At 70.5% G+C, this 24,603-nt stretch carries 17 protein-coding genes; 11 read left to right on the forward strand and 6 right to left on the reverse strand.

The window, feature by feature from the left end; genetic code table 11:
- Positions 1-379: 379 nt before the first annotated feature.
- The 3 genes from AAHM41_RS15035 (at position 380) to rpmG (ending at position 8,288) form a co-directional block, all read left to right on the forward strand.
- Positions 380-6,910 (forward strand): hypothetical protein, encoded by a 6,531-nt coding sequence (locus tag AAHM41_RS15035; RefSeq protein ID WP_342237365.1) that lies wholly within the window; start codon positions 380-382, stop codon positions 6,908-6,910.
- A 137-nt stretch (positions 6,911-7,047) separates the two neighbouring features.
- A complete protein-coding gene (locus AAHM41_RS15040; RefSeq protein WP_342237366.1) occupies positions 7,048-7,905 on the forward strand; it encodes a hypothetical protein in 858 nt (285 codons plus the stop codon).
- A gap of 215 nt (positions 7,906-8,120) precedes the next feature.
- The gene (rpmG, locus tag AAHM41_RS15045) at positions 8,121-8,288 is read left to right on the forward strand and encodes a 50S ribosomal protein L33 (protein WP_342237367.1); all 168 of its coding nucleotides are present in this window, start codon (positions 8,121-8,123) and stop codon (positions 8,286-8,288) included.
- Positions 8,289-8,386: 98 nt separating this feature from the next.
- On the opposite strand, the gene AAHM41_RS15050 is transcribed toward rpmG, so the two are convergent.
- Positions 8,387-8,752: a response regulator gene (locus AAHM41_RS15050; RefSeq protein WP_342237368.1), complete on the reverse strand. Its 366-nt coding sequence runs from the start codon at positions 8,750-8,752 to the stop codon at positions 8,387-8,389.
- 196 nt (positions 8,753-8,948) lie between these two features.
- Here AAHM41_RS15050 and AAHM41_RS15055 point away from each other — a divergent pair, with 196 nt between their 5' ends.
- Entirely contained in the window at positions 8,949-10,247 is a 1,299-nt protein-coding gene (locus tag AAHM41_RS15055; protein WP_342237369.1) for a DNA polymerase IV, read from the forward strand.
- A gap of 131 nt (positions 10,248-10,378) precedes the next feature.
- Positions 10,379-11,080 carry a superoxide dismutase gene (locus AAHM41_RS15060; protein ID WP_342237370.1) on the forward strand — a complete coding sequence of 234 codons (702 nt, stop codon included), beginning with the start codon at positions 10,379-10,381 and terminating at the stop codon, positions 11,078-11,080.
- A 3-nt stretch (positions 11,081-11,083) separates the two neighbouring features.
- Here the strand turns inward: AAHM41_RS15060 and AAHM41_RS15065 are convergent, their stop codons facing one another.
- Positions 11,084-11,893 (reverse strand): EipB family protein, encoded by an 810-nt coding sequence (locus AAHM41_RS15065; RefSeq protein ID WP_342237371.1) that lies wholly within the window; start codon positions 11,891-11,893, stop codon positions 11,084-11,086.
- A 54-nt stretch (positions 11,894-11,947) separates the two neighbouring features.
- On the reverse strand, positions 11,948-13,747 hold the full coding sequence (gene aspS / locus AAHM41_RS15070) for an aspartate--tRNA ligase (protein ID WP_342237372.1): 1,800 nt from the start codon (positions 13,745-13,747) through the stop codon (positions 11,948-11,950).
- A gap of 217 nt (positions 13,748-13,964) precedes the next feature.
- On the opposite strand from aspS, the gene AAHM41_RS15075 reads away from it, so the two are divergent.
- The gene (locus tag AAHM41_RS15075) at positions 13,965-14,588 is read left to right on the forward strand and encodes a YcxB family protein (RefSeq protein ID WP_342237373.1); all 624 of its coding nucleotides are present in this window, start codon (positions 13,965-13,967) and stop codon (positions 14,586-14,588) included.
- A 36-nt stretch (positions 14,589-14,624) separates the two neighbouring features.
- Here AAHM41_RS15075 and AAHM41_RS15080 read toward each other — a convergent pair whose 3' ends face one another.
- On the reverse strand, positions 14,625-14,990 hold the full coding sequence (locus AAHM41_RS15080; protein ID WP_342237374.1) for a winged helix-turn-helix transcriptional regulator: 366 nt from the start codon (positions 14,988-14,990) through the stop codon (positions 14,625-14,627).
- Positions 14,991-15,162: 172 nt separating this feature from the next.
- Between AAHM41_RS15080 and AAHM41_RS15085 the strand changes: the two genes are divergently transcribed.
- Both AAHM41_RS15085 and AAHM41_RS15090 read left to right on the forward strand, forming a co-directional pair.
- Positions 15,163-16,590: an MFS transporter gene (locus AAHM41_RS15085; protein WP_342237375.1), complete on the forward strand. Its 1,428-nt coding sequence runs from the start codon at positions 15,163-15,165 to the stop codon at positions 16,588-16,590.
- Between the two features lie 81 nt (positions 16,591-16,671).
- Entirely contained in the window at positions 16,672-17,685 is a 1,014-nt protein-coding gene (locus tag AAHM41_RS15090; RefSeq protein ID WP_342237376.1) for an NUDIX hydrolase, read from the forward strand.
- An 85-nt stretch (positions 17,686-17,770) separates the two neighbouring features.
- Here the strand turns inward: AAHM41_RS15090 and AAHM41_RS15095 are convergent, their stop codons facing one another.
- Complete coding sequence (locus AAHM41_RS15095) at positions 17,771-18,724, reverse strand: aldo/keto reductase (protein ID WP_342237377.1); 954 nt, start codon at positions 18,722-18,724, stop codon at positions 17,771-17,773.
- Between the two features lie 534 nt (positions 18,725-19,258).
- Here AAHM41_RS15095 and AAHM41_RS15100 point away from each other — a divergent pair.
- From AAHM41_RS15100 to AAHM41_RS15110, 3 genes are read left to right on the forward strand one after another with little or no spacing between them, the layout of a single operon-like run.
- Positions 19,259-20,482, forward strand: coding sequence for an oxalate decarboxylase family bicupin (locus tag AAHM41_RS15100; protein WP_342237378.1), 1,224 nt, complete (start codon positions 19,259-19,261; stop codon positions 20,480-20,482).
- Between the two features lie 51 nt (positions 20,483-20,533).
- Positions 20,534-21,358 carry a formate/nitrite transporter family protein gene (locus AAHM41_RS15105; RefSeq protein ID WP_342237379.1) on the forward strand — a complete coding sequence of 275 codons (825 nt, stop codon included), beginning with the start codon at positions 20,534-20,536 and terminating at the stop codon, positions 21,356-21,358.
- 28 nt (positions 21,359-21,386) lie between these two features.
- Positions 21,387-23,681, forward strand: coding sequence for an FdhF/YdeP family oxidoreductase (locus tag AAHM41_RS15110; RefSeq protein WP_342237380.1), 2,295 nt, complete (start codon positions 21,387-21,389; stop codon positions 23,679-23,681).
- Between the two features lie 175 nt (positions 23,682-23,856).
- Here AAHM41_RS15110 and AAHM41_RS15115 read toward each other — a convergent pair whose 3' ends face one another.
- The gene (locus AAHM41_RS15115; protein ID WP_342237381.1) at positions 23,857-24,507 is read right to left on the reverse strand and encodes a hypothetical protein; all 651 of its coding nucleotides are present in this window, start codon (positions 24,505-24,507) and stop codon (positions 23,857-23,859) included.
- Positions 24,508-24,603: the final 96 nt, after the last annotated feature.

Consider the following 24,603-nt stretch of genomic DNA (forward strand, 5'->3'; position numbering starts at 1 on the left):
TCCCCATCCGCGGGGGGCCGCGCCCAGACCCCTCCCCCTGCCCCCTCCCGCAAGGGGAGGGGGACTAAAAAGGAGCGGGCTCTCCTATTCCGAAAGGTCCCACCAGGCGGGAGAGGCAACGCGATACGCCCGAAATCCTGTTGCCCCTGCCGAGCACATTGGGGCGATCTAAACCTCGAACCATCATGCTCCAGCGTCCGGATACTCGTCGCCTCCACGGCAATGAACGATCAATCCTGACGATTTTGCCCTACCTGAGTATGCAAAACGTCTGCTAAATTTTTCTCATTCTGAGTCCCGGGCCAGCCGGGCGCATTTCACAGCTCGGCCGCTCCTCCAAATATTCGGCGGCGGCGCTCCGAAGGCAGGAGGACGACCCGTGACCCAGACCCTCAACGGCACCGCCGGCAACGACACCCTCACCGGGACCGATCCGGGCAATCCGGCCAACCCCGACGGCATCGATATCATCAATGGCGGCGCCGGCAATGACACGCTGTCCGGCCTCGGCGGCAACGACGTCATCTGGGGAGGCGCGGGCGCCGACGCCATGAGCGGCGGCGCCGGCATCGACACGCTCACCTACGCCAACGCCACCTCGGGCGTTCAGGTGGCCCTGAACGCCGCCGCCGGAGGGGGCGAGGCCCAGGGCGACACCATGAGCGGCTTCGAGAACCTGATCGGCAGCGCCTTCAACGACCAGCTGGCCGGCGACAGCGGCCACAACGTGATCAGCGGCGGCACCGGCGACGACTACGTCCAGCTCAGCGGCGGCGGCGACACGCTGGATGGCGGCGCCGGCAGCGCCGACATCTTCGACCTCCGCGTCTGGGGTTCGGCCCTCACCGTCAACCTGGTCGCCGGGACCCTGACCGGGACCGGGACCGGGGGCGCCACCCTCTCCGGCATCGAGTGGATCCTGGGCTCGGGCTTCAACGACATCCAGACCGCCAACCAGGCCGTCAGCACCATCCTGGCCGGGGGCGGCGGCAACGACACCCTCAATGGCCTCGATGCCAACGACTCGCTGTACGGCGATAATTTCGCCGGCATCGGCGGCAGCGGCACGGACACGCTCAATGGCGGTGCCGGCAACGACGTTCTCGAAGGCGGCAACCTCGGCGACGTGCTGAACGGCGGCACCGGTATCGACACCATCACCTATGGTGGTTCCAGCGTCGGGGTGACCGTCAACCTGGCCACCAGCACCGCGTCCGGGGGCGAGGCTACGGGCGACACCTTCACCAGCATCGAGAACCTCACCGGTTCGAGCCAGGCCGACATCCTGACCGGCGACGCCGGGGCCAACACTCTCAATGGCGGCGGCGGCAGCGACCTGCTCGACGGCGGAGCCGGCGCCGACGTGCTGAACGGCAGCTTCAGCGTCGACACGGCGACCTACGCCGCGTCCGCCGCCGGGGTGACCGTCAATCTGACGGCCGGCACCGGCACCGGGGGCGACGCCCAGGGCGACACGCTGACCTCCATCGAGAATCTCATCGGCTCGAACCTCGCCGACACGCTGATCGGCACCGCCGGGGCCAATATCCTCGCCGGCGGCAGCGGCAACGACACGCTCCGCGGCCTGGGCGGGAACGACGATCTCACAGGCGGCGGCGGCGACGACCTGCTCTCCGGCGGAGCTGGCAGCGACACCTTCGAAGGCGACGGGTTTGGCGGCTTTAGCTTCGATACGGTCACCTACGACACCTCGAGCGCCGGCGTGCAGGCCAATCTGACGAACAGCACCGGCACGGGCGGCGATGCCGAAGGCGATCATTATCACGGGATCGAGAATCTCGTTGGATCGGCCTTCGCCGACATCCTGACCGGCAACACCTATGGCAACACCCTCGGCGGCGGCGACGGCAACGATACGCTCCAGGGCCTCGGCGGCGCCGACGCGCTGCAGGGCGGGGCCGGCAGCGACACCGCCTCCTATGCCGCCTCGGCGGCCGCGGTCGTGGTCAACCTGCTGACCGGGGCCGGAACGGGCGGCGACGCCCAGGGCGACACGCTGGCGAGCATCGAGACCCTGGTCGGCTCGGCCCTGGCCGACACGCTGACCGGCAGCGCCGTGGCCAACATCCTGGCCGGCGGCGACGGCAACGACACGCTCCAGGGCGGCGCCGGCGCCGACAACCTGCAGGGCGGGGCCGGCAGCGACACCGCCTCCTACGCCGCCTCGGCCGCCGCGGTCGCGGTCAACCTGCTGACCGGGACCGGCACGGGCGGCGACGCCCAGGGCGACACGCTGACCGGCATCGAGACCCTGGTCGGCTCGGCCTTCGCCGACACGCTGACCGGCAGCGCCGTGGCCAACATCCTGGCCGGCGGCGACGGCAACGATACGCTTCAGGGCGGCGCCGGCGCCGACGTGCTGCAGGGCGGCAACGGCACCGATACCGCCTCCTATGCCGCCTCCGCCGCGGGCGTCAATCTCAGCCTCACGAGCGGCGTCACCTCGGGCGGCGATGCCGCGGGCGACAGCTTCAGCAGCATCGAGAACGTCCTCGGCTCGGCCTTCGCCGACGACATCAACGGCCAGGCCGGGGCGAATGTGCTGGATGGCGGTGCCGGCGACGACAGGCTCGCGGGCCGCGCCGGTGCGGACGTCCTGCGCGGCGGGGCCGGCAGCGATACGGCCTATTACATCGCGACCGGCAGCGTCACGATCAACCTCGCCGCCAACACCGCCACGGGCGGCGATGCCACCGGCGACAGCTTCGACAGCATCGAGAATCTCTCCGGCTCGAACCAGGCCGACACCCTGACCGGCAACGCCGGGGCCAACATCCTCGACGGCGTCGCCGGGGATGACCTGCTCAACGGCGGCGCCGGGGCGGACACGCTGATCGGCGGCGCGGGCACCGACACGGCGACCTATGCCGCCTCGGCCGCGGGCATCGCGGTCAGCCTCTCGACCAACACCGCCCTGGGCGGCGATGCCCAGGGCGACAGCTTCAGCGGCGTCGAGAACATCATCGGCTCGGCTTTCGCCGACCAGATCAACGGCAGTGCCGGGGTCAATGTCCTGGATGGCGGCGCCGGCGATGATGTGCTGTCGGGCCGCGGCGGCGCCGACACCCTGCAAGGCGGGACCGGCAGCGACACGCTCGACTATGCCGCCTCCGCCGCGGGCGTCACGGTCAACCTCGCGGCCGGCACCGCAACCGGCGGCGATGCCCAGGGCGACACCTTCAGCAGCATCGAGAACCTCTCCGGCTCGAACCTGGCCGACACCCTGACCGGCAATGCCGGGGCCAACGCCCTCAGCGGCGCCGGCGGGGACGACCTGCTCGTCGGCGGCGCCGGCGCCGATGCGCTGAACGGCGGCGCCGGCATCGACACGACGACCTACGCCGCCTCGGCCGCCGCGGTCGCGGTCAACCTGCTGACCGGGACCGGCACGGGCGGCGACGCCCAGGGCGACACGCTGGCGACCATCGAGATCCTGGTCGGCTCGGCCTTCGCCGACACGCTGACCGGCAGCGCCGTGGCCAACATCCTGGCCGGGGGCGACGGCAACGACACGCTCCAGGGCCTCGGCGGCGCCGATGCGCTGCAGGACGGCAACGGCATCGACACCGCCTCCTACGCCGCCTCGGCCGCCGCGGTCGTGGTCACGGTCAACGGTGCCGCCTCGGGCGGCGACGCCGCGGGCGACACCCTGTCCGGCATCGAGAACCTGACCGGATCGGCCTTCGCCGACACGCTGACCGGCGACGCCGGAGCCAACACCCTGGCCGGCGGCAACGGCAACGACACGCTCCAGGGCCTCGGCGGCGCCGATGCGCTGCAGGGCGGCGCCGGCACCGATACCGCCTCCTACGCCGCCTCGGCCGCCGCGGTCGTGGTCACGGTCAACGGCGCCGCCTCGGGCGGCGATGCCGCGGGCGATACCCTGACGGCCATCGAGAACCTGATTGGATCGGCGCTGAATGACACGCTGACCGGCGACGCCGGGGCCAATGTCCTGGCCGGCGGCGACGGCAATGACACGCTCCAGGGCCTCGGCGGCGCCGATGCGCTGCAGGGCGGCAACGGCACCGACACCGCCTCCTACGCCGCCTCCGCCGCAGGCGTCTCGCTCAGCCTCTCGAGCGGCACCACCTCGGGCGGCGACGCCGCGGGCGACAGCTTCAGCAGCATCGAGAACATCATCGGCTCGGCCTTCGCCGATACGATCAATGGCGGGGCCGGGGCGAATGTCCTGGATGGCGGCGCCGGCGACGACCTGCTGGCGGGCCGCGGCGGCGCGGACATCCTGCAAGGCGGGGCCGGCAGCGACACGGCCGACTACATCGCGTCGGCGGGCGTCATGGTCAACCTCGCCACCAACACCGCCACCGGCGGCGATGCCGAGGGCGATACCTTCAACAGCATCGAGAACCTCTCCGGCTCGAACCAGGCCGACACCCTGACCGGCAATGCCGGGGCCAACGCCCTCAGCGGCGCCGGCGGGGACGACCTGCTCGTCGGCGGTGCCGGGGCCGACGCGCTGAATGGCGGCACGGGCATCGACACGGCAACCTATGCCGCCTCGGCCGTGGGCGTCACGGTCAACCTCGCGGCCGGCACCGGCACGGGCGGCGATGCCCAGGGCGACACGCTGACGGCGATCGAGAACATCATCGGCTCGGCCTTCAACGACACGCTGGTCGGCAGCACTGCTGTGAACGTGCTGACCGGTGGCGCCGGCACCGACACGGCGAGCTACGCCGGGTCCAGTGCCGCGGTCGTGGTCACGGTCAACGGCGCCGCCTCGGGCGGCAACGCTGCAGGCGACATCCTGTCCGGCATCGAGAACCTGACCGGATCGGCCTTGGCCGACACCCTGACCGGCGACGCCGGGGCCAACACCCTGGCCGGGGGTGACGGCAACGACACCCTCCAGGGCCTCGGCGGCGCCGACACGCTGCAGGGCGGCAACGGCATCGACACCGCCTCCTATGCCGCCTCGGCGGCCGCGGTCGTGGTCACGGTCAACGGCGCCGCCTCGGGCGGCGACGCGGCGGGCGACACCCTGTCCGGCATCGAGAACCTGACCGGATCGGCCTTGGCCGACACCCTGACCGGCGACGCCGGGGCCAACACCCTGGCCGGGGGCGACGGCAACGACACGCTCCAGGGCCTCGGCGGCGCCGACGCGCTGCAAGGCGGCAACGGCAGCGACACCGCCTCCTACGCCGCCTCGGCCGCGGGCGTCTCGCTCAGCCTCACGACCGGCACCACGTCGGGCGGCGATGCCCAGGGCGACAGCTTCAGCAGCATCGAGAACATCGTCGGCTCGGCCTTCGCCGATACGATCAATGGCGAGGCCGGGGCCAATGTCCTGGACGGCGGCGCCGGTGACGACGTTCTGGCGGGCCGCGGCGGCGCGGACACCTTGCGAGGCGGGGCCGGCAGCGACACCGCCTCCTATGCCGCCTCCGCCGCGGGCGTCACGGTCAACCTCGCGACCAACACCGCCACGGGCGGCGATGCCGCTGGCGACACCTTCAACAGCATCGAGAATCTCTCCGGCTCGAACTTCGCCGACACCCTGACCGGCAATGCCGGGGCCAACACCCTCACCGGAGCCGGCGGGGACGACCTGCTCGTCGGCGGCGCTGGGGCCGATGCGCTGGACGGCGGCGCCGGGGTGGACATCGCTTTCTATGCCGCGTCATCCGCCGGGGTGGTCGTCGACCTCACGGTCGGCACCGGCACGGGCGGCGATGCCCAGGGCGACACGCTGACCAACATCGAGAACATCTTCGGGTCGAGCTTCGTCGACCGGCTGTACGGCGACGGCAACGTCAATGCGCTGAGCGGCGGCGGCGGCGGCGACCAACTCCGCGGCGGCGCGGGCGCCGACGCCCTCGACGGCGGCGCCGGCTCGGACTTCGCCAATTACCAGGGCTCGGCAGCGGCGGTGAATGTCGACCTGCTGAACCACACTGCCACCGGCGGCGACGCCGGGGGCGACGTGCTGACCAGCATCGAGAACCTGTACGGGTCGAGCCACGACGACCAGCTGACCGGCGACAACGCCCGCAACATCATCGGCGGCGAGCTCGGCGATGACACCCTCGCCGGTAATGGCGGCGACGACGTGCTCTCCGGCGAGGACGGCAGCGACAACCTCTCCGGCGGCGACGGTGCCGACCGGCTGGTCGGCGGCGCCGGGGTCGACACCATCCATGGCGGCAACGACAACGACTCGGTGGACGCCGGCCGCGAGAACGACCTAGTCTTCGGCGAGGCCGGCGATGACAATGTCTATGGCGGCGCAGGCGACGACCAGCTCGACGGCGGCGACGGCAACGACACGCTTGAAGGGGCCGGCGGGGCCGATGCGCTGATCGGCGGGTCGGGCGTCGACACCGCGAGCTATCTCGGCTCGGCCGCCGGCGTGTCGGTCGATCTCGGGACGGGCGCCGTCTCCGGCGACGACGCCGCGGGCGACACGCTCAGCAGCATCGAGCAGGCGATCGGCTCGGGCTTCGCCGACACCCTGACCGGCGACGCCAACGCCAACACGCTCTGGGGCATGGCCGGCGACGACGTGCTCACCGGTGGCGACGGCGGCGATGCGCTGAAGGGCGGGGCCGGCGCCGACCGCTTCGTCTACACGGCCTTGTCCGACAGCGCGGTCTCCGGCCTCGGCAAGGACACGATCCGGGACTTCACGACCGGCGACAAGATCGACTTGTCGGCGATCGACGCCGATGGAAACTCCGAAAACGGCGACACCGCCTTCACCTTCGGCACCGGCGGGTTCACCGGCCAGGCCGGCGAGTTGCGGGTGGTAACGGCAGGGGCGATCCAGGTGGTCTATGTCGACGCCAATGGCGACAAGGCGCCCGACCTCGCCATCAACGTCACCTCCGACCACGCCCTGACCGCAAGCGACTTCCTGCTGTAGCCCAAGGCGGGCTCGGCGCGCCCCCGGACTTGATCCGAGGGCCGCGACCCGGCCTGCCACTCCGCCCTGGCCCGAGGATCGGTCGTGAACGCAATGTCTTATTGCGCGCTCGCCCGATCTCGTTCATGATATGTTCTATGAAAAGAGGTGCGGACTCCGATCTCGACGTCCAGGCCCATTGCCGCAGCCTCGCGCTGCAGCAGATCGGCATGCTGACGCGCATCGCCGAGATCGGCATGCGGCTGGTCGAGGCCGAGGGTGCCAAGGCCATCGCCCAGGCCGAGCGGCCTGAGGCCGAGCCACCCGAGGCCGGGCCGCCCGAGGCTGAGGCGCGCCGGGCCGCTGCCCCGGCGACCGTGGACCACGGCCTGGCCTTCGCCCGCCATGCCCGCACGGTGCAGCGGGCCCTGGCGCTGCGGGCCCGCGCCGCCGCCGACCTCTGCGGCGGCGACAAGGCCGACCGCAAGGCCCGCCGCGCCCGCCAGCGTAGCCATGTCACCGAGACCCTCTTCGCCCTGATCTGGGATGCCGCCGGGTCGACCCGGGATCTCGAGGAGGCCGAATTCCGCATCACCGAGATGCGCGACCAGCTCGACGAGCTCTACGGCGACGAGGAGGACCGGGTCGAGGACCGGCCGGTCGGCTCGGTCATCGCCGGCCTGGCCTGCGGCCTCCGCCTGTCCGAGCAATGGAGCCGCCGGGCCACCGACTGGTCGGACCAGCCCTTTCCGCCGCCGGCCGCCACCACCCCGGCCACGATCCGCAAGCGGCGCCGGGCCCGGCTGCACGAGCTGATGCAGCACACGCTCGACGGCATCGCCCCCGACCGGGTCCCCGCCCTCCGGGCCGGGCTGGAGGCCCGGCTCCAGGAGCCCGACGTCGAGGCGTTGATCGACGCCGAGCCCCCGATGCGGGCCGCCCGCCGCCTCTGCGCCTCGCTCGGCATCGACTTCGACGCCGCCTACCGGGAGCCGAAGCCGCCCGACACCGGGTGACCGGCCGGGCGTTCCCACCTCCCAAAACCTCGTCATCCCCGCGAAAGCGGGGATCTCGTCCCAGCCCAACGGAAGGAGAGTCCCGCTTGCGCGGGAATGACGGCCAAAGGGAGGACGAGACACCAGCGCACTTGACTCGGGCGGCGCGGACGTTATGGTGCGCGCTTCCCGGCCCGTGATGCGGCGCCGAGCAGAGTCATATTGGGACCAGCATCATGGCCAAGCCGAGCACCATCAAGATCCGCCTGAACAGCACCGCGGACACCGGTTTCTTCTACGTCACCACGAAGAACCCGAAGACCAAGACCGAGAAGCTGACGCTGAAGAAGTACGACCCGGTCGTGCGCAAGCATGTCGAGTTCAAGGAAGGCAAGATCAAGTAAGGAACGCCGTCCGGTCGCCCGACCGGATGCCGCTCTTCGCTTGACCGATCAGGCCCCGCCGGCGGCGGGGCTTTTTGCTTGCCTGCGTTCAGCCGGCCTCAATCGAGATGGCGGCGCACCGTGGCAATGAAACCGGCGACGCTGATCGGCTTCGAGATGTAGTCGTCGCAGCCGCCGGCGCGCACCATCGCCTCGTCGCCCTTCATCGCCAGCGCCGTCACCGCGATCACCGGGATCGCCGCCAGCTCCGGGTCGGCCTTGAGCCATTTCGTCACCTCCAGCCCCGAGATCTCGGGCAGCTGGATGTCGAGCAGGATCAGGTCGGGCCGGTGCGCCCGCGCCAGCGCCATCACCTCCGACGCGCTGTCGGTGCCGACCGTGGCGTAGCCATTGGCCTCGAGCACGTCGATGAACAGCTTCCGGTTGAGGTCGTTGTCCTCGACGATCAGCACGGTCTTCGGCATGGCCCCGCCCCCCGGCATCCGAGTCCGATGCCCCCAGAAGGCAGAATCGGCCGGGCCCTCCCCCTTGTAAAGGCTGCAGCGCCGGTCTGCGGCAGCGCCGTTCCGGAGCGCCACCGCCGGTGACCCGTGCGTATCCGGTACAAAACGGGTACAATGGCGCCATGTCCGATCCCATCCTGGCATCGCGGCCAGCCCGATGACCCCGAAGCCGGACCGGGCCAGCCTGCTGCCCGGCCTGTGCCGGGACTGCGGCACGCATCCGCCGCCGGGCGCGCGGCGCTGCACCCGCTGCGGGTCGCCGCGCCTGATCCGGCATGCCGAGCTGCACGCGCTGAGCATCGCCCATCTCGACTGCGACGCCTTCTACGCCACGGTGGAGAAGCGCGACCGGCCGGAGCTGGCGGACCGGCCGGTGATCGTCGGCGGCGGGGTGCGCGGCGTGGTCTCCGCCGCCTGCTACGTCGCCCGGCTCTACGGCGTCCGCTCGGCGATGCCGATGTTCAAGGCGCTGGAGGCCTGCCCCGACGCCGTGGTGCTGCGCCCGGACATGGCGAAATACGCCGCGGTCAGCCGGCAGATCCGGGCCCTGTTCCTGGCCGCGACGCCGAAGGTCGAGCCGCTGTCGCTGGACGAGGCCTTCCTCGACCTGTCCGGCACCCAGGCGCTGCACGGAAGCAGCCCGGCCGAGACCTGTGCCGCCATCGCCCGCCGGGTCGAGCGCGAGATCGGCGTCACCCTGTCGATCGGCCTGGCGCCGAACAAGATGCTGGCCAAGATCGCGTCCGACCTGGACAAGCCGCGCGGCTTCGCCGTGATCGGCCGGGCCGACGCCATGGCCTTCCTGGCCGACAAGCCGGCCGGCATCATCCCCGGCGTCGGCAAGGTGATGCGCGAGAAGCTGTTCAGCGACGGCATCCGCACCGTCGGCGACCTGCGCCGGCTGGACGAGGGCGCGCTGGTTCGCCGCTTCGGCGTGTTCGGCCGGCGCCTCTACCGCTACGCCCGCGGCGAGGACCAGCGGCCGGTCGACCCGGATGGCGAGACCAAGAGCGTCTCGGCCGAGACCACCTTCGCCACCGACATCCAGCATTCGCAGGCGCTGCTGCGCGAGCTGTGGCCGCTGTGCGAGACCGTCGCCGCCCGGCTGAAGAAGCACGATCTGGCCGGCGGCACCGTGGTGCTGAAGCTGAAGACCGCCGGCTTCCGGCAGCTGACCCGCAGCCACCGCCTGGCCGACCCGACCCAGCTGGCCGAGACCATCTGGCGCGTCGCCGTGCCGATGGTGGAGCAGGCGGCGTCCGGCGAGGCCTTCCGGCTGATCGGCATCGGCTGCACCGACCTGGTCGAAGGCCGCCTGGCCGACCCGCCGGACCTGCTGGACCCCGCCCCTGCCCGCCGCCGCGCGGTCGAGGAGGCGATGGACGAGATGCGCCGCAAGCTGGGCCCCGACGCCATCACCAAGGGCCGCTCCGGCCTGCCGCGCCGCCCGGGATAGGGCCGTCGCGTCCTTCCGTCGCGGGCTCAGATGCGGGCTGGGCGCCGCCCCCTGGTCGGGAGAAGACTGCGCCCCATCTGCTGTCACGCGATCCGCCGGCGCGGCCGGCGCCCAACCGAGGAAGCCTTGCGATGAACCGACGTGAAGCCCTGACGCTGGGCGGTGCCGCCGCCCTCGCCGCCACCGCCGTCCGGATCGGCGCCCCGGCCTTGGCCCAGACCGCGGCGGCCCCGGCGTCCGGCCCGTTCAAGCAGCCGCCGCTGCCGTTCAAGGAGGAAGCGCTGGCGCCGACCATCGGCGCCGAGACCGTCGGCCTGCACTACGGCAAGCACCACAAGGCCTATTTCGACGCGCTGAACAAGCTGGCGGCCGGCACGCCCTACGAATCGATGACCCTGGCCGAGGTGGTGGTGAAGTCGGCCGCGGCCAAGGATGCGGCGGTGTTCAACCAGGCCGGCCAGGCCTGGAACCACAACCTGTATTGGGACCAGTTCACGCCCGGCGGGCCGAAGGCGCCGCAGGGCCGGCTGGCCGACGCCATCGGCGAATCCTTCGGCGACCAGGCCGGGCTGGTCAAGGCCACCACCGACGCCGCCGGCAAGGTGTTCGGCAGCGGCTGGGTCTGGCTGGTGGCCGATGCCGGCAAGCTGGAGCTGGTCGGCACCTCGAACGCCGACTCACCCTTCGCCCATGGCGGCCAGCCGCTGTTCGGCATCGACGTCTGGGAGCACGCCTACTATCTCGACTACCAGAACCGCCGCGCCGACCACGTCAAAGCGGTGCTGGAGACCCTGGTCAACTGGTCGGTGGTGTCGGACCGGCTGGGCGCCTGACGCTCAATCGCAGCGCGGCGCGGCAATCGGCTCCAGCGTGTCCAGCTTCGCCGCCATGGCGAAGTCGCCGTAGTCGATGACGATGCGGTCGGCGATGCCGTTCTCGAACAGGCGCTGGTGCAGCTCGTATTCGGGCTGCTCCGCGCTCTTGTCCTTGTCGGCCTTGCCGACGGTGAAGAACGCCATGACGATCGGGTGCGAGGGGCCTCGGCGCAGCGTGTCGGCCGCCGGGTCGCCCGGCTGGGTGCGGCCGATCGCGACGCTGACATATTGCGGCCCGTCGGTGGAGCTGCCGTCGAAGAAGCCGGCGGTGAAGATCGGCCGGCCCTGCCGCATCGCCTCGACCAGCCGCTGCATATGCGTGGTCGGGAACAGGCTGCCGGCCGGCAGCGCCTGCTTCAGGTCGGCCGGGGTCTTGAACACGGCGTCGCCGCCCGCCGCGCCATCCAGCCGCGCCGTGCCGCGGATGTCCTCCTTGTCCTCGCCATTGGTCGAGGAGCTGAGATTGTAGGTCAGCTCGTGCCCGTCGGCGGATTCCCAGCCGGCGTAGCGGGTCTTGCGGGTCAGCGTGTCGCCCGAGGCATAGACCATATCCACCTGGTAGTTCTGCTCGAAGCTGGAGCCGTCGCAGGCCGTGGCCCAGCGATACTCCATCTGGCCCTCGATCGAGATCACGCTGCGTTGCCCGCGCGTCATGTCGAGGGTCAGGGAGTACACCGCCCGGTGCGGCTGCAGCGCCACCGCCGGGGCGGCCTGGGCCGCGCCGGACAGCAGCAGGAGGACGAAGGCGGCGGATGGTGCGATGCGGGACATATCCCATCTGAGCCCGAGCCGCCGGCCGACGCAAGCGCGACGGCGCCTCGCGCCTCAGCCGGCCTTCTTCGGCAGGTCCAGCTTGATGTGCAGCTCCTTCAGCCGGGCCGCGTCGACCTCGGCCGGGGCGCCCATCAGCAGGTCCTCGGCGCGCTGGTTCATCGGGAAGGCGATGACCTCGCGGATGTTCGGCTCGTCCGCCAGCAGCATGACGATGCGGTCGATGCCGGGGGCCGAGCCGCCATGCGGCGGGGCGCCGAAGCGGAAGGCCGACAGCATGCCGCCGAACTTGGCCTCGAGCTCGTTGCGCCCATAGCCGGCGATCTCGAAGGCCTTGATCATGATCTCCGGCTTGTGGTTCCGGATCGCGCCCGAGGACAGCTCGATGCCGTTGCAGACGATGTCGTACTGGAACGCGTTGATGGTCAGCGGATCCTGCGTCTCCAGCGCCTCCAGCCCGCCCTGCGGCATCGAGAACGGGTTGTGGCTGAAATCGATCTGCCCGGTCTCCTCGTTCAGCTCGTACATCGGGAAGTCGACGATCCAGCAGAACTCGTAGCGGTCCGGGTCGATCAGCTCCAGCTCCTGCCCGATCTTCGTGCGGGCGAAACCGGCCAGCTTGGCGGCCGCGGCCTCCAGGTCGGCGACGAAGAACACTGCGTCGCCGTCCCCGGCGCCGGTGGCCTCGCGCAACGCGGCCTGGGCGCCCGGCTCCAGGAACTTGGCGATCGGGCCCTTGCCGGCGCCGGCCTCGAACACGACGTAGCCGAGGCCGGGCGCCCCTTGCTCCTGCGCCCAGCCGTTCAGCTTGTCGAAGAAGCTGCGCGGGCGGTCGGCCACCTTCGGCGCGCGGATGGCGCGCACCACGCCGCCCTTCTCGATCACGCCCTTGAAGGCGCGGAAGGTCACGTCCTCGCGGGCGAAGACGGCGGTGACGTCGGTGATCACCAGCGGGTTGCGCAGGTCCGGCTTGTCGTTGCCGTATTTCAGCATCGACTCGGCATAGGGGATGCGCGGGAAGGCGCCGGCGGTGACCGCCCGCTTCGTCCCGGTGAAGTCCGAGAACTCCTCGAACACGCCGCGCAGCACCGGCTCGATCGCCTGGAACACGTCCTCCTGGGTGACGTAGCTCATCTCGAAATCGAGCTGGTAGAACTCGCCGGGGGACCGGTCGGCGCGGCTGTCCTCGTCGCGGAAGCAGGGCGCGATCTGGAAGTAGCGGTCGAAGCCGGCCACCATCAGCAGCTGCTTGAACTGCTGCGGTGCCTGCGGCAGGGCGTAGAACTTGCCGGGGTGCTGGCGCGCCGGCACCAGGAAGTCGCGCGCGCCCTCGGGACTCGACGCCGTCAGGATCGGCGTCTGGAACTCACGGAAGCCTTGGCTGATCATGCGGCGGCGGATCGAGGAGATGACTTCGCTGCGCAGCACGATGTTGCGCTGCATCTTCTGCCGGCGCAGGTCGAGGAAGCGGTGGCGCAGGCGGATGTCCTCGCCGGCATCCTCGTCCGACGCCACCTGCAGCGGGATCACCTGGGCGGCCGACTGCAGCACGAAGTCGTCGATCCGCACCTCGATGCCGCCGGTCGGCAGCTTGTCGTTGGCGGTCTCGGCGCTGCGCCGGACCACGGTGCCGGTGATGGTGACGACGCTTTCGACCCGCACCGCCTCGGCCGCCGCGAAATGCGGGCTGTCGGTGTCGACCACGCATTGCGTCAGGCCGTAATGGTCGCGCAGGTCGAGGAACAAGAGATTGCCATGGTCGCGCTTGCGATGGACCCAGCCCGACAGGCGGACGGTCTCGCCGGCCTGTTCGGGACGGAGCTGGCCGCAGGTGTGGGTGCGGTAGGCGTGCATGGGATCGCTCTCGGACCTTGGAAACGCGGGCGTGAAACGCCGGTCAGTGACACCGCCTGCGCCGGCCTGTCAAGCCGCGGCTCGACGCCCCTGCCCTCCCCGATCGGTATATATCCCCTCCGGGAGAGACCCGAGCCGGCGCTTGGCCGTGCTATCGTGGGACACGATGATCTTGCAAGAATGCCGCTGCCGGCCGTTCTCGTGACGAGGAGAACCGATGTCCTCCAGCAACAAACCCCATCTTTGGCACGGCCGAGCCCAGGAGCCTGGATTCTTCAGGGCCGAGTTCACGATGGAGTTTGAAGACATGTACGCCATGCGGCGGCTCAGGTCTTCGCGAACGACATTCGGGCTCTACGCAGCCTACGTCCTGCTTCCTGTCTTTTTCATCGCCCCGGCTTTCGCTTACGGCCCCTGGCAGCGCGGCGACATCGGCCTCGCGGCCGCCATCGTGGTCGGTTCTGTGCTCGCCGGAGGCGTTGTCGCCGCCCTGACGTACCGGCCCGCCCGATCCCTGGTCCGCGGGTTCTGGAGAGGCTTCTTCCAGAGCCGCGTCATGATCGACCGCCCGGTCACGATGCTGCTCGACCGCGACGGCTACGACATCGCCTCGGGTAACTTCACGGCCCGCGTGGCCTGGGACGGCGTCGTCGACATCAAGGAAGACGTCGAGCGCTACTACTTCCTCTATGAGGAGAACTACGCACATACCCTGCCGAAGCGGTGCTTCGATCAAGCGGCAAGATCGGAGTTGGCGGTCGCCCTGAAGGAGTGGACCGGTTTCGAAACCGGGCGCGGCCTCCCTTTCCCCAAGCCGGCTGCGGCTGGCCAACGGCTATAGCCTCGTCTTCCCTGGCCAGGGCCGTGGCGTCCCGCGCTAACGCTCCGCCTGGCGGGTGTCGTAGCGGGCGCGGGCGGCGGCGATCTCGGCCTGGTTGCTCTCGGTCCAGACCACCAGCGCCTTGATCGTCTCGTGCAGCGTGCAGCCGAGCGGCGTCAGCGCGTAGTCGACCCGCGGCGGGACCACCGGGTGCACCGTCCGCTCGACGATGCCGTCGCGCTCGAGCTGGCGCAGCGTCGTGGTCAGCATCCGCTGGCTGACGCCGTCGATGGTCTTGCGCAGCTCGGTGAAGCGCAGCGTGCGCTTCTCCAGGAGCGAGATCACCAGCAGCGACCATTTGTCGGCGATCCGGTCGAGGATCTGCCGCACCTCGCAATCCTCGCGGGTATCCCACTGCACCACGTCGTCGCCGAGATCGGTGCGGCAGCAGTGCCTCGGTGAGTTTGAAGTGCCTTCTTCCATGGGGCCGGAGCATGCCTTATCTCCGTCATGGTTACAATAGGGAACTGACAGGCCGTGCACTCACTGGCATGCGGTTTCCTCACCATATAGACCCAACCGAGAGGAGCCGGTCATGTCGACCTCCCCACCCTCCGCCGATGCGGCGGCCGTGCCCATGAGCGCCCGTGCCCGGGGCGCCCTTCTGATCCTGTGCGGCGCGATCTTCCTGGAAGGCATCGACGTGGCGATGCTGAACGTCGCCCTGCCGGCGATCCGGGCCGAGCTCGGCCTGTCGACCACGACGCTGAGCGCCGTGGTCAGCGCCTATGTCCTCGGCTACGCCGGCTTCATGCTGCTGGGCGGCCGCGCCGCCGACCTGTTCGGCAAGCGGCGGATGTTCCTGGCCGCGCTGGGCGTCTTCCTGGTGTTCTCCGGCCTCGGCGGCTTCGCCACCGAAGGCTGGATGCTGCTGGTAGCCCGCTTCGTCACCGGCGTGGCCGCGGCCTTCATGACGCCGGCCGGGCTGGCCTTGATCACCACCAACTTCGCCGAGGGGCCGCAGCGCAACAAGGCGGTGCTGATCTACGCCGCCACCGCCTCCGCCGGCTTCTCGCTGGGGCTGGTGGCCGGCGGCTTCCTGCTGGCGATCAGCTGGCGCTGGGTGTTCTTCGCGCCGGTGATCCTGTCGGCGCTGATCCTGGCCCTGGCGCCCCGGCTGATCGCGGATGACGGCCGGCGCGCCGGCGGCCGCTTCGACATGCCGGGCGCGGTCACCCTGACCGGCGCCATGCTGGCCGCCGCCTATGCCGTCACCCGGCTGGAGCATCCCGGCGAGGGCCTGCCCTGGACCCTGGCCGCCTTCGCCGCCAGCCTGGTGCTGGCGCTGCTGTTCGTCGCGATCGAGCGACGGACGGACACGCCGCTGGTCCGCCTCGGCCTCCTGCGCGCCGGGTCGCTGGTCCGCGCCAATCTCAGCGCGCTGCTGTTCGCCGGTGCCTTCTTCGGCTTCCAGTTCCTGGTGTCGCTGTATCTGCAGGAGCTGCGCGGCTGGACGGCGCTGGAGACGAGCTTCGCCCTGCTGGTGATCAGCGTCGACGCGATCCTGGCGCCGACGCTGACGCCGAAGCTGGTGTCCCGCTTCGGCCATGCGCGGGTGGTGCTGGGCGGGCTGGTGCTGGCCGTCCTGTCCTACGCGCTGTTCCTGCGCATCAGCCTGGACTGGACCTATGCCAGCATGTTCCCGACCATGATCCTGCTGGGCCTTGCCTTCGCCCTGGCCTACGGCCCGCTGACGATCGCGGCGACGGACGGTATCGCCGCGGACGAGCAGGGGCTGGCCGGCGGCCTGTTCAACACCGCCTTCCAGTTCGGCGCGGCGCTGGGCCTGTCCGCGGTCAGCGCGATCAGCGTCTACAGCCTGGGGGCGGACCTGTCGCCGGCCGGCCGGCTGGAGGCGCTGCAGGCCGCGCTGCTGGTCCCGGTCGCCGCCACGGCGCTGGCCGTGCTGGTGACCGCGACCGGGCTGCGGCGGCCCCGGCTGCAGCCGCAGCAGGCAGGCTGACGCGCCGGTCGCGACTCGTCACCGAACGGACGCCCGCGCATGCTATCCTGGCCGCATGCGAGTCGAGGCTTCCGATCCACGATGGCCGGCGTGACGGCCAGGGCGCAGCGGGCGCCGAATTCCCCCCAGGCCCGAGGGCCCCAGAGCCGGGCCGCCCAGGACCGGGTGACGGTCGACCTGTCCGCCGTGGTGGTGGCGGTGGCCGGGGAGACGCCGCGGGTGCTGGCGCTGCGCGGGCCGGGCGGGGTCGAGGCCCTGCCCGCCGGCCCGCTGGAGCCGCAGCACCGGACGCTGGAGCTGGGGTTGCGCGCCTGGGTCGAGGCCCAGACCGGGCAGCCGCTCGGCTATGTCGAGCAGCTCTACACCTTCGGCGACCGCGACCGGCACCTGGCCGGGCCGGGCCGGGTGCTGTCGGTCGGCTATCTGGCGCTGCTGCGCGAGGCGGCGCCGGCCGGCGACTCCTCATGGAGCGACTGGTACCGCCACTTCCCCTGGGAGGACCGCCGCGGCGGCCGCCCGGAGCTGTTGGACCGGATCGAAACGGCGCTGGCCGGCTGGGTCGAGGCGGCAGCGGCCGAGCCGGAGCGGCGGCGGCGCGAGGCCCGGCTGCGCCTCGCCTTCGGCCTCGGCGGCCTGCCCTGGGGCGAGGAGCGGGTGCTGGAGCGCTACGAGCTGATGTACGAGGCCGGGCTGGCCGCCGAGGCGCATCAGGACGCCCCGGGCGACGGTAATCGTCCCGCCTGCCCGGCCCTGGCCGAGGGGGCACCGATGGCGGCCGATCATCGCCGCATCCTGGCCACCGCGATCGGCCGGCTGCGCGGCAAGATCAAGTACCGGCCGGTGGTGTTCGAGCTGATGCCGCCGACCTTCACCCTGTCGCAGCTGCAGCGCACGGTCGAGGCGCTGGCCGGGCTGCGCCTGCACGCCCCGAACTTCCGCCGCCTGGTCGACAGCCAGGGGCTGGTGGAGGAGACCGGCGAGGTCGCCGGCGGCACCGGCGGCCGCCCGGCCCGTCTGGTCCGCTTCCGCCGCGAGGTCCTGCAGGAGCAGCCCGAGCCGGGGGTCCGCCTGCCCCTGTCACGCCGGCCGGGGTGAGCACTCTCCGCCCGCTGGGTGGAATTCCGTAGCAAGGTTGGGTTCGCGACTGCGAACCCAACCTACGTCCCGTTGCAGGTTTGCTCTACTTCCCCGCCTCGTCCAGCAGCCGGATCTCGTCCGCGGCCAGGGTCAGCCGGGTTGCGGCGATCTGGTCCTCCAGCTGCTCCGGGCTGGTGGCGCTGGCGATCGGGGCGGTGATGCCGGGGCGGGCGATCAACCAGGCCAGCGCCACCGTGGCGGGGCGGACGCCATGCGCCTTGGCCACCCGGTCGAGCGTATCGAGGATGCGCAGGCCCCGCGGGTTCAGCCGGTCCTTCATGCCGCCGCCGCGCGCGCTCTTCGACAGGTCGGCCTCGCTGCGGTACTTGCCGCTCAGGAAGCCGCTGGCCAGCGAGAAATAGGTGATGACGCCGATGCCCTCGCGCCGGCACAGGTCCTCCAGCGGCCCCTCGTAATGCGACCGCTCGTAGAGGTTGTAATGCGGCTGCATCGTCTCGTAGCGCGGCAGGCCCCTGTCTTCGCTCAGCTTCAGGGCCGAGGCCAGCCGCTCGGCTGAAAAATTCGAGGCGCCGATCGCCCGCACCTTGCCGGCCTTGATCAGCTCGGCATGGGCCGCCAGCGTCTCCTCCTGCGGCGTCTCCAGATCGTCGTGATGCGACTGGTACAGGTCGATCACGTCGACCTGCAGCCGGCGCAGCGAATTCTCGACCTCCTCGCGGATCCAGGCCGGCGACAGGTCCTTGCGCTGCGGCCGGCCCGGCATCTCCCAGCCGACCTTGGTCGCGACCACCACCCGGTCGCGCTTGCCGCCGCGCTTCAGCCAGCGGCCGATGATGGTCTCCGACTCGCCGCCCTTGTTGCCGGGCGCCCAGGAGGAATAGCAGTCGGCGGTATCGATCAGGTTCAGCCCGGCATCGACGAAGGCGTCGAGCACCCGGAACGAGGCGGCCTCGTCCGCGGTCCAGCCGAAGACATTGGTGCCGAGGGCCAGCGGCCCGACCCGGATGCCGGACCGGCCCAGATTGCGCAGTTCCACGGTCTCTCTCCTGCGATCACATCCGGCCGGAACGCCTGCGGCCGGCCGGATGGCTGCGGACAACTTCGGGCGTGCCGCGGCGCCCCTCTGCCCCTGCCCCACTGTAGGCGGTGGGCCGGCCGATGCTCAACGCCCGCGGACGGCCTGATGGCCTGACCGGCAGCCCTATACCTAGGTATGGGCCATGGCACCGCTCACGGTTACGAAGCCAACCGCCAATATGATGGTGCCGGTCCCGCAAAGGGCGTTTTCTTCCGGGACATCGACGGTCGGACCGGCGATGGCCGGGGCGGCCCCCGACAACCGAAACCTGCCGCCCGGCTCGCCCTTCCCGACCATCGAGCCAACGTGCCAATCGACCTTGGCCGAAGGCGCGGGTGAGGCCCCGGCCAATAACCGCCGCAACCTCCCCCTCCCCGCCTCCCGGGAAGACGATCGACGCGTGGATCCGATGACGCCGCCGCGTCGGCCCGTGCCCCGCGACGTGCGGTCCGGCTCCTGAAAAGCCGGGACCACGAAAGACTGGAGGACGATATGACCCTGTTCACCCGCCGCGCCGCGCTCGGCACCATGGCCGCGGGCGGCCTGGCCGTCGCCGCCACCGGCGCGAACGCCCAGGGCACCACCGTGCCGCAGCCGATGACCCCCGGCCGCGGCGGCACCGATCCCGGCCCACGCGATCTGATGCGTGACGAGGAGAATCCGAGCTTCCTGAACCCGCCGCGGACCGACAGCGGCACGTTCCAGAACCTGCGCTATTCCTTCTCCGACTCGCATATGCGCCAGGAGGAGGGCGGCTGGACCCGCCAGGTCACGATCCGCGAGCTCAGCGTCTCCAAGAACATCGCCGGCGTGAACATGCGCCTGAACGCCGGCGGCACGCGCGAGCTGCATTGGCACAAGCAGGCGGAATGGGCCTACATGCTGTATGGCGAGGCGCGGATCTCCGCCGTCGACGCCGCGGGCAACAACTTCGTCGACGATGTCGGCGTCGGCGACCTCTGGTACTTCCCCTCGGGCATCCCGCATTCGATCCAGGGCCTTGGGAAGGACGGCTGCGAGTTCCTGCTCGTCTTCGACGATGGCGAATTCGACGAGGACGGCACCTTCCTGCTGAGCGACTGGTTCAAGCATGTGCCGACGGACGTGCTGGGCAAGAATTTCGGTGTCGATCCGAAGTATTTCGGCCACACGCCGGACCCGCATGAGCGCTACATCTTCAACCTGCCGGTGCCGGGCCCGCTGGTGGGCGACAAGATCGCCGGCGCGAAGCAGGTGCCGCAGGTCTTCAGCCACAAGATGCTGGCGCAGGAGCCGATCAAGACCAAGGGCGGTACGGTCCGCATCACCGACTCCTCGGTGTTCCCGGCCTCCAAGACCATCGCGGCGGCGCTGGTCGAGATCGAGCCGGGCGGGATGCGGGAGCTGCACTGGCACCCGAACGCCGACGAGTGGCAGTACTATATCGAAGGCCAGGCCCGCATGGGCGTGTTCGGCGCGGTCGGGTCCGCCCGCACCATCGACTTCGTGGCCGGCGATGTCGGCTACGTGCCCTTCGCCATGGGCCATTACATCGAGAACACCGGCACCACGACGCTACGTTTCCTCGAGATGTTCAAGAGCAGCTACTACGCCGATGTCTCGTTGAACCAGTGGCTGGCGCTGACGCCGCCGGAGCTGGTGCAGGGCCATCTCAACCTCGACAAGGCGGTGATGGACGCGCTGCGCAAGGACAAGACCCCGGTCGTCGCCGGCTAGCCGGCGAGGATGGTTGAACGATCTTCCGCGCCGTAGAGGAGACGATCGGCGATGTACCGCGACACCATTGCCAAATATGCCGAGGCCGGGGCGCACAAGGCCGGCATGGTCAGGGCCCATCTGCTGGCCTTCCTGATCGGATCGGCCCTGGCCGGCGCCTATATCGGCTTCGGCGACATCTTCATGTTCACCGTCGGCGCCCATGCCGACCCGTCCTGGGCGCATCTGGTGATGGGCGCGGTCTTCGCCTCGGCCCTGACCATCGTGGTCTTCGCCGGGTCGGAGCTGTTCACCGGCACCGCCATGTACATGCCCTTCGCCGTGCTGCGCGGCGACAGCAGCCTGGGCGACATGCTGCGGGTCTGGATCGCCTGCTGGGTCGGCAACCTGGTCGGCGCGGTGGTGCTGGCGGCGCTGCTACACATGGCCGGCGGCGGCGTGCTGCTGACCGACGGCAGCGGCGAGTTCTTCGCCGTCGTCGCCGCCAAGATCGCGGCGCCCGGCTACGAGCTGTTCGCCCGCGGCCTGCTGTGCAACTGGCTGGTCTGCTTGGCGATCTGGATGTGCGGCCGCACCGAGAACGACGCCGCCAAGATCGCGCTGATCTTCTGGCCGATCGCGATCTTCGTCGCCTGCGGCTTCGAGCATTCGGTCGCCAACATGTTCGTCTTCGCCCTGGCCCTGCTGGGCGAGCATCCGGAGACCATCACCTTCGGCGGCGCCGTGCACAACCTGGTCTGGGTGACGCTGGGCAACCTCGTCGGCGGCGGCCTGATGGTCGGTCTGGGCTACTGGCTGCAGGAGCGCGGCGCCGACCGCGAGGCCGCGGTCCCCGCCCCGGCGGCCCATCCGTCCAGCGCTCTGCCGCGTGTATAGTACCGGCCCCGGTTCCGAGGAGCACCCGATGGCGCAAGACAACGACGTTCCCGGCGTGAAGCCCTATGGCGGCCCCGCCGGCGGCTGGGGTGCCCTCGGTGCCGTGGCGCGGGCGATCAAGGACCAGATGGCGATCGCCGAGGACACCCGCGCGCTGAGGCGGATGAACCAGCCCTCGGGCTTCGACTGCCCCGGCTGCGCCTGGCCCGACCCGAAGCACACCTCGTCCTTCGAGTTCTGCGAGAACGGCGCCAAGGCGGTGTCGTGGGAGACCACGGGCAAGCGCGTCACGCCGGAGTTCTTCGCCGCGCACCCGGTCGCGGAGCTGTGGAGCTGGACCGACCATAAGCTGGAGGACGAGGGCCGACTGACCCATCCGATGGCCTATGACCGGGCGACCGACCGCTATGTGGCGATCGGCTGGGACGAGGCGTTCCGCCGGATCGGCGAGCGATTGCGCGGCTATGCCGACCCGAACATGGTGGAGTTCTACACCTCCGGCCGGGCCTCGAACGAGGCCGCCTTCCTGTACCAGCTCTTCGTCCGGGAATACGGCACCAACAACTTCCCCGACTGCTCGAACATGTGCCACGAGGCGACGAGCGTCGGGCTGCCGGTGTCGATCGGCGTCGGCAAGGGCACGGTGACGCTGGAGGATTTCGACCTCTGCGACGCGATCTTCTGCATCGGCCACAACCCGGGCACCAACCATCCGCGCATGCTGACGACTTTGCGCGAGGCGGCGAAGCGCGGCGTGCCGATCGTGGTGTTCAACCCGCTGCGCGAGCGCGGGCTGGAGCGCTTCGCCGCGCCGCAGAACCCGCTGGAGATGCTGACCCTCGGCTCGACCCCGATCGCCTCGGCCTATCACCAGGTCAAGGTCGGCGGCGACGTCGCCGTGCTGAAGGGCATGATGAAGGCGCTGCTGGCCGCTGACGCCGCGGATCTCGCCGTGGGCGGGCCCGGGCTGCTGGATCGGACGTTCATCGCCGAACACACCACCGGCTTCGAGGCGCTGGCCGCGGATCTGGAATCGGTGTCCTGGGCGGTGATCGAGGCCCAGTCCGGCCTGGCCCGCGACACCATCGAATCCGCCGCTGCGGTCTATGCCAAGGCGAAGAACGTCATCGTCTGCTACGGCATGGGGCTGACCCAGCACCGGCACGGCACCTCGAACGTGCAGCAGCTGGCCAACCTGATGCTGCTGCGCGGCAATATCGGCCGGCCGGGCGCCGGCATCTGCCCGCTGCGCGGCCATTCCAACGTGCAGGGCGACCGCACCGTCGGCATCACCGAGATCCCGTCCAAGCCGTTCCTCGACGCGATCGAGCGCGTCTTCGGTTTCGATCCGCCGCGCGAGAAGGGCCACAACGCGGTGGAATCGGTGCAGGCGATCATCGACGGCCGGTCCAAGGCGATCATCTGCCTCGGCGGCAACCTCGCCGTCGCCATGTCGGACCCCGACGCGGTGTTCGCCGGCATGCGCCAGCTGGACCTGGCGGTGCACATCGCCACCAAGCTGAATCGCTCGCACCTGCTGCTGGCCAAGGAATCGATCATCCTGCCCTGCCTGGGCCGGACCGAGCGCGACCTGCAGGAGACCGGCGCCCAGTCGGTCACGGTCGAGGATTCGATGTCGATGGTGCATGCCTCGCGCGGCGCCCTGCCCCCGGCCTCGGACCAGCTGCGGTCGGAGCCGGCGATCATCGCCGGGCTGGCGCTGGCGACGCTGCCCCAGACCAAGGTCGACTGGGCCTGGCTGGTCGCCGACTACGCCCGCATCCGCGACAAGATCGAGGCGGTGTTCCCCGACTTCTTCGACTTCAACGAGCGGGTGTCCAAGCCGGGCGGGTTCCGGCTGAACGTGCCGGCGTCGCAGCGCGAATGGCGGACGCCGTCGGGCAAGGCCAACTTCCTGGTCTGCGCCGGGGTCGAGGAGGATCCGCGCGTGGCCCGGGCCGACGCGCTGCGCCTGACCACCATCCGCAGCCACGACCAGTACAACACCACGATCTATGGCCTGAACGACCGCTACCGCGGCATCACCGGCCGCCGCGACGTGGTGTTCCTGAACCGGGAGGACCTGGCGGCGTTCGGCCTCGGCCATGGCGATGTGGTCGATGTCGAGGCGGTGGCGAACGACTCCGGCGAGCCGCCCCGGGTGCTGCGCGGCGTCACCGCCGTGGCCTACGACATCGCCCGGGGCTCGGCCGCGGCCTACTACCCGGAGGCCAACGGCCTGGTCGCGCTCGACTCCTATGACGAGCGCAGCGGCACGCCGACCTACAAGTCGATCCCGGTGGTCATCCGCCGCGCCGGGTAGGTCCTCCTGGCCCAATCTACCTTGCCTCTCCCGCCTGGCGAGACCCTTCCGGAATACCGCCCGTTCGAGCCGATCCATCCCTTCTACTCTCCCCCTCCCGCAGGGGGAGGGGGAGTGTGGAAGGCTGCGTTCGCGAATGCTGAAGGTTGGTGAAGCGGGTGAGTTCGCCGGCGGCTCAGCCGGTGTCCGGCGGCTTCGGCTTGCGGCGGCCCCCGCCGGCGGAGCGGGGCTCGGGCGGATCCTCCGGATCATCGTCCTCGCCGTCCTCCGGCGGTATGAAGCCGTAATGCTCCATGGCCTCGTCAGCCATCTCGAGCCAGCGCTCCACCTGCGGCGGGAAGCCCCAGCGCCGGCACAAGGCGGCCACCGCGACCTCCGGCCGGCTGGCTGCGATCAGCTCGGCCACCTCCACCCGCTCGACCCGCTCGCACACCTCGGCGACGCGGCGGTCGACCTCCTCATCGTCCTCTGACACCTCATAGGCGGCCGCCAGCATCGCCAGCTTGACCCGCAGATCATGCCAGTCCTCCTGGGCCGATTCGCGCCTGGCCGCGGCCTTGCGCCGCTCGTCGCGATGGCCGGCGAACTTGTCCTCCAGCAGCAGGGTCAGCCGCAGCGACTTGGCGACGACGGCGATCCGCTGGCCATAGTCGGCGCCGGGCTGCGGCGCCTCCACCGCCTCGGTGCGGGTCGCCTCCATGATCTCCATATGGATCTCGGCCGCCCGGGCGAGCATGCGCAGATGCCGCGCCGCCCGCTCCTCCTGGGGAGTGGCCGGGGCCTCCGAAACCGAATCGGTCTGCGCCTTGTCCGTGGAACATAGCATGAACGAGGTCGCCAGTTAATACAATTGCACAATGTGTTTACAGTAGGATGAGAGCGATCCGTCAGGGTCTTCCGATCCGGCCGGAACGCATCCCGA

Source organism: Inquilinus sp. OTU3971, from assembly GCF_038440215.1.

Coding starts and splice junctions, on each gene's coding strand:
- AAHM41_RS15040 (WP_342237366.1), top strand. CDS start 7,048: ATGAAAAGAGGTGCGGACTCCGATCTCGACGTCCAGGCCCATTGCCGC.
- rpmG (WP_342237367.1), top strand. CDS start 8,121: ATGGCCAAGCCGAGCACCATCAAGATCCGCCTGAACAGCACCGCGGAC.
- AAHM41_RS15050 (WP_342237368.1), bottom strand. CDS start 8,752: ATGCCGAAGACCGTGCTGATCGTCGAGGACAACGACCTCAACCGGAAG.
- AAHM41_RS15055 (WP_342237369.1), top strand. CDS start 8,949: ATGACCCCGAAGCCGGACCGGGCCAGCCTGCTGCCCGGCCTGTGCCGG.
- AAHM41_RS15060 (WP_342237370.1), top strand. CDS start 10,379: ATGAACCGACGTGAAGCCCTGACGCTGGGCGGTGCCGCCGCCCTCGCC.
- AAHM41_RS15065 (WP_342237371.1), bottom strand. CDS start 11,893: ATGTCCCGCATCGCACCATCCGCCGCCTTCGTCCTCCTGCTGCTGTCC.
- aspS (WP_342237372.1), bottom strand. CDS start 13,747: ATGCACGCCTACCGCACCCACACCTGCGGCCAGCTCCGTCCCGAACAG.
- AAHM41_RS15075 (WP_342237373.1), top strand. CDS start 13,965: ATGTCCTCCAGCAACAAACCCCATCTTTGGCACGGCCGAGCCCAGGAG.
- AAHM41_RS15085 (WP_342237375.1), top strand. CDS start 15,163: ATGTCGACCTCCCCACCCTCCGCCGATGCGGCGGCCGTGCCCATGAGC.
- AAHM41_RS15090 (WP_342237376.1), top strand. CDS start 16,672: ATGGCCGGCGTGACGGCCAGGGCGCAGCGGGCGCCGAATTCCCCCCAG.
- AAHM41_RS15100 (WP_342237378.1), top strand. CDS start 19,259: ATGACCCTGTTCACCCGCCGCGCCGCGCTCGGCACCATGGCCGCGGGC.
- AAHM41_RS15105 (WP_342237379.1), top strand. CDS start 20,534: ATGTACCGCGACACCATTGCCAAATATGCCGAGGCCGGGGCGCACAAG.
- AAHM41_RS15110 (WP_342237380.1), top strand. CDS start 21,387: ATGGCGCAAGACAACGACGTTCCCGGCGTGAAGCCCTATGGCGGCCCC.
- AAHM41_RS15115 (WP_342237381.1), bottom strand. CDS start 24,507: ATGCTATGTTCCACGGACAAGGCGCAGACCGATTCGGTTTCGGAGGCC.